Origin of the sequence: Pseudomonas sp. B23(2017) (assembly GCF_002113725.1) — a bacterium.
In the GTDB taxonomy this organism is placed as follows: domain Bacteria; phylum Pseudomonadota; class Gammaproteobacteria; order Pseudomonadales; family Pseudomonadaceae; genus Aquipseudomonas; species Aquipseudomonas putida_Z.
Map to the genome: position 1 here is coordinate 1 of NZ_NEJM01000026.1, position 12,571 is coordinate 12,571.

At 62.0% G+C, this 12,571-nt stretch carries 8 protein-coding genes; 7 read left to right on the forward strand and 1 reads right to left on the reverse strand.

Annotation, left to right across the window (positions count from 1 at the left end; genetic code table 11):
- The 6 genes from CAG46_RS28815 to CAG46_RS26690 all read left to right on the forward strand — a co-directional run.
- The coding region (locus tag CAG46_RS28815; protein WP_143493574.1) for an immunoglobulin-like domain-containing protein at positions 1-6,321 on the forward strand (6,321 nt) is incomplete at its 5' end.
- Positions 6,322-6,626: 305 nt separating this feature from the next.
- A complete protein-coding gene (locus CAG46_RS26670) occupies positions 6,627-6,968 on the forward strand; it encodes a hypothetical protein (protein WP_025337260.1) in 342 nt (113 codons plus the stop codon).
- 199 nt (positions 6,969-7,167) lie between these two features.
- A complete protein-coding gene (locus tag CAG46_RS26675) occupies positions 7,168-8,067 on the forward strand; it encodes a TauD/TfdA family dioxygenase (RefSeq protein ID WP_085619333.1) in 900 nt (299 codons plus the stop codon).
- Positions 8,068-8,085: 18 nt separating this feature from the next.
- Positions 8,086-9,105: an ABC transporter substrate-binding protein gene (locus CAG46_RS26680; RefSeq protein WP_025337262.1), complete on the forward strand. Its 1,020-nt coding sequence runs from the start codon at positions 8,086-8,088 to the stop codon at positions 9,103-9,105.
- A gap of 6 nt (positions 9,106-9,111) precedes the next feature.
- Positions 9,112-9,975 (forward strand): ABC transporter ATP-binding protein, encoded by an 864-nt coding sequence (locus tag CAG46_RS26685; protein ID WP_085619335.1) that lies wholly within the window; start codon positions 9,112-9,114, stop codon positions 9,973-9,975.
- 14 nt (positions 9,976-9,989) lie between these two features.
- Complete coding sequence (locus CAG46_RS26690) at positions 9,990-10,853, forward strand: ABC transporter permease (protein ID WP_015268522.1); 864 nt, start codon at positions 9,990-9,992, stop codon at positions 10,851-10,853.
- Positions 10,854-10,971: 118 nt separating this feature from the next.
- On the opposite strand, the gene CAG46_RS26700 is transcribed toward CAG46_RS26690, so the two are convergent.
- Complete coding sequence (locus CAG46_RS26700; RefSeq protein WP_085619337.1) at positions 10,972-11,532, reverse strand: WYL domain-containing protein; 561 nt, start codon at positions 11,530-11,532, stop codon at positions 10,972-10,974.
- Between the two features lie 207 nt (positions 11,533-11,739).
- Between CAG46_RS26700 and CAG46_RS26705 the strand changes: the two genes are divergently transcribed.
- On the forward strand, positions 11,740-12,534 hold the full coding sequence (locus tag CAG46_RS26705; RefSeq protein ID WP_025337265.1) for a tetratricopeptide repeat protein: 795 nt from the start codon (positions 11,740-11,742) through the stop codon (positions 12,532-12,534).
- Positions 12,535-12,571: the final 37 nt, after the last annotated feature.

Below are 12,571 nucleotides of genomic sequence, written 5' to 3' on the forward strand. Positions count from 1 at the left end.
ACCATCACCATCCCGGTGGGCGAGTCGTCGGCTTCGGTACCGTTCACCGCGCCGAACAACGTGCACAACACCAACCTGGATCTGACCAACAAGATCACCAATATCTCGGGCGGCAACTACGAGAAGACCGTGGCGGTTGGCGAGCCAGTGACCACGGTCACCGACAACCCGGCGACTCCGGACGTCACCACGCTCACCCTGACCGCGACGGATACCGTGGCTGAAGGCGGGGCGATCACCTATACCGCCAGCCTGACCAACAAGGCGGGCACTGACCTCGTGATCAAGCTGAGCAACGGTGAAACCATCACCATCGCCGCTGGCTCGAAGGAAGCCTCGATCACCATCGATGCCCCAAGCGATGACGTGTACCTCGATGCCGAAAACCTGAGCGTGATCGTTACCGGCACCACCGGTGGCGACTTCGAGAAGCTGAACATCAGCAGCACTGCAGCCGTGACCAAGGTCACCGACACCATCGACACCACTACCGTCACCCTGACCGCCACGCAAAGCGTGGTCGAGGGTGGCGTGGTGACCTACACCGCGTCGGTCAACCACAAAGTCACCGGTTCCGATCTGGTAGTGAAACTGGCCAACGGCCAGACCATCACCATCCCGGTGGGCGAGTCGTCGGCTTCGGTACCGTTCACCGCGCCGAACAACGTGCACAACACCAACCTGGATCTGACCAACAAGATCACCAATATCTCGGGCGGCAACTACGAGAAGACCGTGGCGGTTGGCGAGCCAGTGACCACGGTCACCGACAACCCGGCGACTCCGGACGTCACCACGCTCACCCTGACCGCGACGGATACCGTGGCTGAAGGCGGGGCGATCACCTATACCGCCAGCCTGACCAACAAGGCGGGCACTGACCTCGTGATCAAGCTGAGCAACGGTGAAACCATCACCATCGCCGCGGGCTCGAAGGAAGCGTCGATCACCATCAATGCCCCAAGCGATGACGTGTACCTCGATGCCGAAAACCTGAGCGTGACCGTTACCGGCACCACCGGTGGTGACTTCGAGAAACTGGACGTCAGCAGTACTGCGGCCGTGACCAAGGTGACCGATACCATCGACACCACCACCGTGACCCTGACCGCCACGCAAAGTGTGGTCGAGGGCGGCGTGGTGACCTACACCGCGTCGGTCAACCACAAGGTCACCGGCTCGGACTTGGTGGTGAAGTTGGCCAACGGCCAGACCATCACCATTCCGGTGGGCGAGTCGTCGGCTTCGGTACCGTTCACTGCACCGAACAACGCGCACAACACCAACCTGGATCTGACCAACAAGATCACCAATATCTCGGGCGGCAACTACGAGAAGACCGTGGCCGTTGGCGAGCCGGTGACCACCGTCACCGACAACCCGGCGACTCCGGACGTCACCACGCTCACCCTGACCGCGACGGATACCGTGGCCGAAGGCGGCAAGATCACCTACACGGCCACCCTGACCAACAAGGCCGGTACTGACCTGGTGATCAAGCTGAGCAACGGCGAGAGCATCACCATTGCCGCGGGCTCGAAGGAAGCGTCGATCACCATCAATGCCCCAAGCGATGACGTGTACCTCGATGCCGAAAACCTGAGCGTGACCGTCACCGGTACCACCGGTGGTGACTTCGAGAAGCTCGACGTCAGCAGCACCGCAGCTGTGACCAAGGTGACCGATACCATCGACACCACCACCGTGACCCTGACCGCCACGCAAAGTGTGGTCGAGGGCGGCGTGGTGACCTACACCGCGTCGGTTAACCACAAGGTCACCGGCTCGGACTTGGTGGTGAAGTTGGCCAACGGCCAGACCATCACCATCCCGGTGGGCGAGTCGTCGGCTTCGGTACCGTTCACTGCACCGAACAACGTCCACAACACCAACCTGGACCTGACCAACAAGATCACCAATATCTCGGGTGGCAACTACGAGAAGACCGTGGCCGTTGGCGAGCCGGTGACCACTGTCACTGACAATCCGGCCACTCCGGACATCACCACGCTCACCCTGACCGCGACGGATACCGTGGCCGAAGGTGGCAAGATCACCTACACCGCTACCTTGACCAACAAGGCCGGTACCGACTTGGTGATCAAGCTGAGCAATGGCGAGACCATCACCATCGCCGCCGGTTCGAAAGAAGCGTCGATCACCATCAATGCCCCAAGCGATGACGTGTACCTCGATGCCGAAAACCTGAGCGTGACTGTCACCGGCACCACCGGTGGCGACTTCGAGAAGCTGAACATCAGCAACTCTGCAGCTGTGACCAAAGTCACCGACACCCTCGATAATACCGGTCTGACCCTGACTGCCACTCCTACCGTCCAGGAAGGTGGCCAGATCACCTACACCGCCACCTTGACCAACAAGGCCGGCACCGACATGACCATCAAGCTAAGCAACGGCGCCGTCATCAGCATCGAAGCGGGCAAGCTCTCCGGTAGCGTTACCGTTCCGGCGCCTACCGATGACGTCTATATCGATGCAGGCAACGTTTCGGCGAAGATCACCGAAACCAGCGGTGGCAACTTCGAGAAACTGAATGTCAGCGATACGGCGGCGGTCACTGCGGTAACGGATACCATCCAGACCACCACCCTCAGCATCAGCGGCACCTCCGCGGTCGCCGAAGGTGGCGATGCCACGTACGTCCTGAACCTGACCAACAAGGCCGAGAGCGACGTCACCGTCAAACTGACCTACACCGGCACCGCGGCCGATGGCACGGACTACACCGGCGTGGCCACCGTGGTGATCAAGGCCAACAGCACGCAGGCAACGTTCACCATCCCGACCCTCAAGGACAACTTCACCGAGGGCACCGAGCACTTCACGGTCAAGATCGATTCGGCCACTGGCGGCAACTTCGAGAAGCTCGACATCAGCTCCAGCGCCGGCAGCGTGACCACCCAGATCTTCGAGCCAGCCCCGGTTCTGGACCTGGATGGCAACGACTCCAGCGGCAAGACCGGTGCCGACTACCAGACCACCTTCACCGAGAACCAGCCAGGCAGTGGTGTGTCGATCGGCGATGTGGACGTCACCATCACCGACTTCGACAGCTCGAAGCTGACTGGCGCGACGGTCACCCTGACCAACCGCCAGCCGGGTGACGCGTTGAACCTGGGCAACAGTGTCAACGGCATCTCGATCAATGCCAACAGCACCGACGGCAAGGTAGTCCTGACCCTGAGCGGCGCTGCATCGCTGGCCGACTATATCCAGGCGATCAAGAACATCACCTTCATCAACAGCAGCGAGAACCCGAGCACCACGCCTCGCATCATTACCGTGACGGTGACCGACGGCGTTAATACCTCGAACACCGCCACGACCACGGTGAATGTGATCGCAGTCAACGACGCACCGGTTGCCACCGGCGGCGCCGTCACTGGCGTCGAAGACACGCCGCTGGTGCTGACCTGGAACGACTTCAACATTTCTGACGTCGACAGCGCCCTGTCGAGCCTGGGTGTGACCTTCACCCAGCTGCCAGCGGGTTCCCTGCAGTTCTTCAACGGCACCGCCTGGGTCAACGTCGCCCAGAACCAGACCGTCAGCCAGGCCGACATCGCTGCCGGCAACTTGCGGTTCGTGCCGAAACCCAACGAGTCGGGTATCGACGGATATGGCGGAACGGGCGTCGGCAACAAGCAGGCCGACTATGCCCAGATCAAGTACAAGCCTACCGACGGTACCGCTGCTGGTGGCGAGGCCACGCTGAAGGTCGATATTGCACCTGTAGCCGACAAGCCTGGCCTGAACATCGGCAGCAACACCCCCGATTCGCTTGGCCTGACCAAGGAAACCTGGAACAGCCTCACGGGCCTGGGCACCAACGGCAACGGCATCAGCGGTACTGCGCTGAAGAACGTGTTCGCCAACTCTGGCAGTGCCAGCAAGACCGAGCAGGTTACCAGCGCCGATTCGGGCGGTAGCGTTGCCGCCGGCACTGGCTCCAAGACCTCCGGCCTGATCTACCTGGAAGCCGGCCAGACCTACACCTTCAGCGGCACCGCCGATGACAGCCTGCAGGTCTACATCGGCAAAACCAGCGTGGTCGGCGCCACCTGGGGGGCGGGCGGTACGATCTCCGGCAGCTTCTCGCCGCCTGTCAGCGGCTACTACACCCTGGAGATCTACCACGCCAACCAGTCCGGCCCGGGCAGCCTGGATATCAACGTCAAGGTCGGTAACGGCCCGGTGACCGACCTGAGCAGCTCGGCCATCCCGATGTACCCGAACGTTGCGGCGATGGGTAACGCCGGGCTTTCCGTGTCCGATTTCCATGGCAGTGACGGCCAGGGCTACTACGACGGCTACAAGCTCAACGAAGGGCCGGAGAACGGCACCGTCAAGCTGGTTGGCATTTCCACCAACCTGACCGACACCGACGGCTCCGAGAGCCTGAGCGTCAAGCTGGACGGCATTCCGGCAGGTTCGGTGGTCAGCGATGGCGCCGGTCATACCGTAACCGTCGGCGCCACTTCGGTTGACGTCACCGGCTGGAGCCTCAACGGCCTGAGCATCAAACCGCCGGCGTACTACCAGGGCAGTTTCGATGTGAAGGTCACCTCGACCGCCACCGAGAGCGTGGGCGGCAGCAAAGCCTCCACCGAAGGCACGATCAAGGTAACTGTCTATCCGGACACCTACACCGCCAACAACCTGACCACCGACAGCGACAGTTTCACCGGCACCGCCACCAGCGACATCATCGTTGCCGACATCAGTGGCCTGCATGTGACGCCGGGTCAGGACTACAACATTGCGTTCATCGTCGATACCTCAGGCAGCATGGGCAGCGCGGTCGATGCCGCGCGCAACTCGCTGAAGTCGGTGTTCGATACCTTGGCCAACAGCGTCAAGGGCGCGCAGTCCGGCACAGTGAACATCCTGCTGGTGGACTTCTCCACCCAGGTGAACAGTACGGTTTCGGTCAACCTGGGCGACAAGAACGCGTTGAGCACGCTCTACACTGCGCTCAATACGCTCTATTCCAGCGGCTCGACCAACTACGAGGATGCGTTCAAGACCACCGCCAACTGGTTCAAGCAATTGATGGATGCGGGCAACACCGGCAGCCGCCAGACGTTCTTCATTACCGACGGCCAGCCGAACGTGTACCAGGCTGGCGAACGTGAGGGCACCTTCAAGAACATCGGCACCACGGTGGATTCCGTGCTCAAGTCGATCAGCTACAAGTTGGGCGACGTGGTCACCAACAAGATGGTGGGCAGCGACAACCGCTTCAGCATCGATGCCAAAGGCAACATGACCGCCGAGTACTGGGGCAAAAAGGGCTGGACCAACGACAGTGGTGCGTCTGGACAGCTGCATGCCCAAGGTGATGGCACCTTTGAGTTCTCCTACGCTGAAAGCGGTTACTACTATGTGGACTACAACTCGCAACAAAGCTTCCTGTTGCTGTCCAACCTGTCTGGCGTGGAAGCCATCGGCCTGAACAGCGCGGTCAATGTCAACGACCTGAAGCCCTACGACACCGATAGCAAGCCGCAGACCAACATCGACCCGAGCAAACTGGCGGAAGCGATCCTGGGCCACACCGAAGCCACCGTGCCGGGCAATGACACCGTCAACGGTGGTGATGGCAACGACATCATCTTCGGTGACCTGGTGAGCTTCGGTTCGGTCGCCGGCAACGGTGTCGAAGCCATACAGGGCTATGTCGCAGGCCAGCTGGGTGTGGCCCTGGGTGATGTCGACGGTCGCGTGCTGCACAAGTACATCGTCGAGCACGTCAGCGAATTCGATGTCTCGCGCAGCAACGATGGCAATGACATTCTCAACGGTGGTGCGGGCAATGACCTCCTGTTCGGCCAGGGCGGCGACGACACCCTCGACGGTGGCAAGGGCAATGACATCCTGATCGGTGGCCTGGGCAAGGACACTTTGCTCGGTGGTGAAGGCAATGACATCCTGCTTGGCGGCAAGGGCGATGACACCATGACCGGTGGCAGCGGTGCCGACACCTTCGTATGGAAGGCTGGCGATACCGGCAATGACGTGATCAAGGACTTCAAGGTGGCCGAAGGCGACCGCATCGACCTGAAGGACCTGCTCCAGGGCGAGAAGGGCAGCACCATCGACAACTACCTGAAGCTCACCACGGTGGAAGGCACGACGACGCTGCAGGTCAGCAGCGAAGGCAAGCTCAATGCCGCCGGTGGTATCGCCAACGCCGATGTGACCATCAAGCTGGAAGGGGTGAACTGGTCCAACACCACGATCAACTCGTTGATCAGCGGTGCTGACCCGACCATCATCGTCCACAACAAGGACAGCTGATGCGCCAATGGGCTGCTCTGCAGCCCATCGCCATCACCGGCTTCAGGCTGGTGCTGTCCCTGTAGGAGCGGCCTTGTGTCGCGATGGGCTGCAGAGCAGCCCCCAGGTCTCCGGCATTGTTGCCGAAACCGTGGGGCCGCTTTGCGGCCCTATCGCGACACAAGGCCGCTCCTACAGGGCGCGTGCCTGGGCCTTTCCCGCAACTCCATGACAGCGCATACTCTGGCGCCGGGCCGGCGTGCCTGGTGATCTTTGCCTATGCTGCTGTCTACCACCAAGGAACCAATGTGACGAGGGACACCGCCATGTTCTACGTGCAACGCGATGCCGCTGGCCAGTTGCTGCGGGTAGAAGCAGCCGCTTTTGACGAGTTCACCGAAATGCTCCCCGCCGACCATGCCGATATCCAGGAATGGTTTGCCCATGACGTGGTGGAAAACAGCCTCAATCAGCTCAAGCAAAGCGACCTCGACATGATCCGCGTACTCGAGGACCTGATCGATGTACTGACCGCCAAGGGTGTGTTCAAGATCACCGACCTGCCCCCCGGTGCGCAGGCCAAGCTGCTCAACCGTTCTACAGCGCGCAAGGCGCTCAGCAGCCTGAACAACCTCATCGATGAAGAAGAGCAGGGCGGCTTGATCTGATTGCGTAGCGCCCCTGACAGCAGTGCTATGGTTATTCTTTAACGGTATTTAAAATAACGCTCTTATGACTATATAGTCACTTCCACTGCGTACCCGTCGACCAATCGATGCGCCGCACGACTTGAACCCACACGGGAAATCCCCGTGCGTTTCTGATCGTTGCGCGCCATTGAAGTCGCGCACTGCGTGGGAGTGAAAAATGTCAGCCGCCTCGAACGCCTTGTCGATCATCGACAGCGCCCAGCCGCAACGCTTCGAAATCCGCCCGTTCTCCGGTGCCGTAGGCGCCGAGATCATCGGCCTGGATCTGGCCAAACCGGTCAACGCCGAGGATTTCGCCCGTATCCATCGCGCCCACCTCGATCACCATGTGTTGGTGTTCCGCGACCAGCGCATCAGCCCCGACCAGCAGATCGCCTTCAGCCGCCGTTTTGGTCCATTGCAGATCCATGTGCTCAAGCAGTTCCTGCTCGCCGGCCACCCCGAGATCCTGATCGTTTCCAACATCGTCGAAAACGGCCAGAACATCGGCCTGGGTGATGCCGGCAAGTTCTGGCACTCGGACCTGTCGTACAAGGAACTGCCCAGCCTCGGCTCCATGCTGCATGCCCAGGAACTGCCCGACGAGGGCGGCGATACCTTGTTCGCCGACATGCACAAGGCCTGGGACGCCGTACCCGCGGCCCTGCGCAAGGTCATCGAGGGCCGTGATGCTGCGCACTCCTACACCGCCCGTTACGCCGAGACCAAATTCGAAGGCAACTGGCGCCCGACCCTGACCGCCGAGCAACTGGCGCAGGTACAGGAAGTCATCCACCCGGTGGTCCGTACCCACCCGGAAAACGGCCGCAAGGCGCTGTTCGTCAGCGAAGGTTTCACCACCCGCATCGTCGGCCTGCCAAGTGACGAAAGCCGCGACGTGCTGCATCAGCTGTATGCCCTGAGCGTGCTGGAGCAGAACATCTACCGCCACCAGTGGCAGCCCCACGACCTGGTGTTCTGGGACAACCGCTCGCTGATCCACCTGGCCACCGGCTGCCCCGCACACCTGCGGCGCAAGCTTTACCGCACCACCATCCAGGGCGATGCCCCGTTCTGACGACTGAGGAAACCCATCATGCGTAAATCCATCAGCCGCCTGGCGGCAAGCATCGGCCTGGGCGCAAGCCTGGTCGTAGGCAGCCTGGCGGCCCCCGCCGCGGCGCAAGCAGAAGGCAAGATTCGCATCGCCGAACAGTTCGGCATTGTCTACCTGCTGCTGAACGTAGTGCGTGACCAGCATCTGATCGAAAAACATGGCAAGGAGCAGGGCATCGACATCGAAGTCGATTGGGCCCAGCTGTCGGGTGGGTCGGCCATCAACGACGCACTGCTGTCCGGTTCGGTGGACATCGCCGGTGCCGGCGTCGGCCCACTGTTGACCGTGTGGGACCGTACCAAGGGCCGACAGAACGTCAAGGCCGTGGCCTCGCTGGGCAACTTCCCGTACTACCTGGTCAGCAGCAACCCCAACGTGAAGACCATTGCCGACCTCTCCGACAAGGACCGCATCGCCGTGCCGGCGGTAGGCGTTTCGGTGCAGTCGCGCTTCCTGCAATACGCCGCCGCCCAGCAATGGGGCGACAAGGAATACAACCGCCTCGACAAGTACACCCTGGCCGTGCCGCACCCGGATGCCACTGCCGCGCTGTTGGCCGGCGGCACCGAACTCAACGGGCACTTCTCCAACCCGCCGTTCCAGGACCAGGTGCTGGCCAACAAGAACGTGCACGTGGTGCTCAACAGCTACGACCTGCTCGGCCCCAACTCGCCGACCTTGCTGTTCGCCACCGAAAAATTCCGCAAGGACAACCCCAAGACCTACAAGGCCTTCGTCGATGCGCTGGCCGAAGCCGCGGACTTCGCCCAGAAGGACAAGGCGGCCGCCGCCGACACCTACATCCGCGTGACCAAGGCCAAGATCGACCGCGACACGTTGATCAAGCTGATCGACAACCCGCAGTACGAATTCACCGTCACGCCAAAAAACACCTACAAGCTGGCCGACTTCCTCTATCGGGTAGGCGCCATCAAGCACAAGCCGGAATCGTGGAAGGACTACTTCTTCCAGGATGAACGCCCGCTGCAGGGGAGCTGACCGATCATGACCGCCCCATTGCCAGGCCACACGGCCAGCAACCTGAGCCGTGTCGCAACGCCGCCTTTGCTCAAGGTGGATAACCTCAGCCTCGAATACCGCACCGCGCAACGCCTAGTGCGGGCCACCCACCAGGTCAGCTTCGAAGTCGACCGTGCCGACCGCTTCGTGCTGCTCGGCCCCTCCGGCTGCGGCAAGTCCACCTTGCTCAAGGCCGTGGCCGGGTTCATCTCGCCCCAGGAAGGGCAGATTCTGCTGCAAGGTCAGCCAGTCAGCGGCCCAGGCCCCGACCGCATCGTGGTGTTCCAGGAGTTCGACCAGCTGCCGCCATGGAAGACGGTGAAACAGAACGTCATGTTCCCTCTGCTGGTGTCGGGCCAGCTGAAACGCGCCGAGGCCGAGGAGCGGGCGCTGCACTACCTGGAAAAAGTCGGCCTGGCCGCCTTCGCCGATGCCTACCCACACACCCTGTCGGGCGGTATGAAAGCGCGCGTGGCGATTGCCCGGGCCTTGGCCACGCAGCCGAAGATCCTGCTGATGGACGAACCGTTCGCGGCACTTGATGCGCTGACCCGGCGCAAGATGCAGGAAGAACTGCTGCTGCTGTGGGAGGAGGTGCGTTTTACCCTGCTGTTCGTTACCCACTCCATCGAAGAGGCTCTGGTGGTCGGCAACCGCATCCTGCTGTTGTCCCCCCACCCGGGGCGGGTGCGCGCCGAAGTGCACAGCCACCAGTACGACTTGGGCAGCCTGGGTGGTAGCGACTTCCAGGCCAGTGCCCGGCGCATCCATCGTTTGCTGTTCGATGAGGTGGATGCCCCCGAACAGCCCGACGATCTTGGTTTCAACGATATCCGTATCGCCTACTGACAGGAGCTTCAGCCATGACCACTACACCTGTACGCCAGGAATACGAGGTGCAGCTGGAGCCTTTGCTCAGTGTGCCTGTGGAGCGCAACCTGCCGTTGGCTCAGCGCCTGTGGCAGCACGGCTGGTTGCGCAAGGCGGTCATCCTGCTGGTGATCGCCGTGCTGTGGGAGGCCATTGCCCGCTACCAGGGCAACGACCTGCTGCTACCGACCTTCCTGCAGACGGCCACGGCGCTGTGGGACGGCATGGTCAGCGGTGAGTTGCCGGCCAAGGTTGGCGTGTCGCTGGTGATTCTGCTCAAGGGTTACCTGCTGGGGATCATCCTGGCCTTCGGCCTCACCAGCCTGGCGGTGTCGACCCAGCTTGGGCGCGATCTGCTGGGCACCCTTACCTCGATGTTCAACCCGTTGCCGGCGATTGCCCTGTTGCCGCTGGCTTTGCTGTGGTTCGGGCTGGGCGACAACAGCCTGATCTTCGTGCTGGTGCACTCGGTGCTATGGGCGCTGGCGCTGAACACCTATGCGGGCTTTCTCGGCGTGTCGGAAACCCTGCGCATGGCCGGGCGCAATTACGGCCTGAAAGGGCTGCGGCTGGTGCTGCATATCTTGGTGCCGGCGGCGTTGCCGTCGATCCTCTCGGGGCTGAAGATCGGCTGGGCATTCGCCTGGCGCACACTGATCGCTGCCGAGCTGGTGTTCGGGGCCAGCAGTGGCAAAGGCGGGTTGGGTTGGTACATCTTCCAGAACCGCAACGAGCTGTACACCGACAAGGTGTTTGCCGGGTTGGCGGTGGTGATCCTGATCGGCTTGCTGGTGGAAGGGCTGGTGTTCAATACCCTCGAGCGGCTGACGGTGCGGCGTTGGGGGATGCAGCGCTAACTGGTATGCCTGTGTCGGCCTCTTCGCGGGCTTGCCCGCTCCCACAGGAAAACCACACACTTCAGAATCTGTAGAGTACCTGTGGGAGCGGGCAAGCCCGCGAAGAGGCCAGCACAGGCTAAAAATTCTGGTACTGCGCCGCCGCATTGCTCAGGATCCTGCCAATCTCCTCCCGCAACCCGCCCGGCTGCTCAACCACCACCCCATCGCCATGGCTCAACAGCCACCAGCGCAGTGGCCAGCCGTCACTCACCGTGGCCTGCAACCGATGCCCGTGCTCCAAGGCCGTCAGCTGCATGTCGCTACTCAACGGCGCAACCCGCAACTGCCGCGCCAGCGTATCGCTGATCCGCGCCACCAACTCCACCCCCTCACCCCGAGCCGGTTGCAGCGCATCACCGCGCAGGTGCGTCAACAAGTCGAAATTGCCGCGCAAGTCGCCCACTGCGCTCGCCGACCAATGCCAGCCAAACGGGATGCTCTTGTCATTGCGCTCCAGCGGAAATATCAGCGACAGCTCATTGAGATCACGCTCGACAGTGCGTTTGCTGACAGTGAAGCCCACGTCACGCAGGCGCCAGACCAATTCGGCGCTGGTAATGCCTGGGGAGCGGCTGGGCAACTGGCGCAGCAGCGCCCACTGTCGGCTGAGGGTGGCGCGAGTTGTGGCGAACGGCAAAAGATAACGTCCTTGTCTAGGCTTGCCGCAATAGGATGGCGGCAGGCGTGGGTCATGGCAATTGGCCACAGCCTGCTCAGATCAAGGAAGTCGCATTTGGTTGCCTGGCGCCGAATCGTTCGCGACAGGTTTTGACGTTACGTCACGCAGAATCACGCCTCATCACAGCCGAAGGTTGGGGTTGTGTGTCGTTCAATGAGGATGAACATGTCTGCTGCCAGCAATATCCATTCGCTGCTTGCCCGCCTTTTGCCCGAGCGGGTCATTGCCCCACCGGCCGCTGTCGGGAGGCGACAGCGACTGTTTGCCGGGATAGGGTTGCCCAGCCAGCGCTCGCTGCTGGTCAGCCGCCTGGACGAAGCCAGCGACTTGCAGGCGGTGTACGTCGACCTGCGCCGCCAGGCCTTGCAAGGCAGCGTGGCGGCGCTCAACGACCTTGGCTGGATCTGGCTCAACGGCAAATACTGGCGTGCTGACACCGTGTTGGCCGGCCACCTGTTGCGCATGGCGGCCCTGCAAGGCAATGCCGCGGCATGGTTCAACCTTGGGCAGCAACATTACTTCGGCAAAGGCATCGAGCCCTCTTACATGCAGGCGGCGGAGTGCTATCGGCAGGCTTTCGAGCGGGGCATGCTGCATGCCGCTGCCGCGCTGGGTGACCTGTACGAGGAAGAGGTGTGTGATGGCGGCCTGCAGTGGCAGGTCGACCTGGTGCAGGCCTACCAGTGGTTCCTGCGCGGGGCCGAGCAGGGCGAGGCACGCTGCCGTTTCGAGGTGGGCTACCGGCTGATGCATGGGCTGTACGTGGAGGCTGATCTCAAGGCCGCGCTGTACTGGCTGGAGCTGGCGGCAGCTGCGGGGGTGGTACAGGCGGCCGAAGAGCTGGCGGTGCACTTCAGCAGCCGTGACGAGGGCCGCTACCAGGAGTGGCGTGACCGGGCGGTGCAGATGGGCAGCACACTGGCCTTGACCATGAAGCTGGAAGACCAGATACAGCCCTGAATGCTCTGTTGTCTGTCCGGGCCTCTTCGCGGGTAAA

Excerpts from the sequence above, each read along its gene's own strand:
- CAG46_RS26670 (WP_025337260.1), top strand. The coding sequence starts at position 6,627 with ATGTTCTACGTGCAACGCGATGCCGCTGGCCAGTTGCTGCGGGTAGAA.
- CAG46_RS26675 (WP_085619333.1), top strand. The coding sequence starts at position 7,168 with ATGTCAGCCGCCTCGAACGCCTTGTCGATCATCGACAGCGCCCAGCCG.
- CAG46_RS26680 (WP_025337262.1), top strand. The coding sequence starts at position 8,086 with ATGCGTAAATCCATCAGCCGCCTGGCGGCAAGCATCGGCCTGGGCGCA.
- CAG46_RS26685 (WP_085619335.1), top strand. The coding sequence starts at position 9,112 with ATGACCGCCCCATTGCCAGGCCACACGGCCAGCAACCTGAGCCGTGTC.
- CAG46_RS26690 (WP_015268522.1), top strand. The coding sequence starts at position 9,990 with ATGACCACTACACCTGTACGCCAGGAATACGAGGTGCAGCTGGAGCCT.
- CAG46_RS26705 (WP_025337265.1), top strand. The coding sequence starts at position 11,740 with ATGTCTGCTGCCAGCAATATCCATTCGCTGCTTGCCCGCCTTTTGCCC.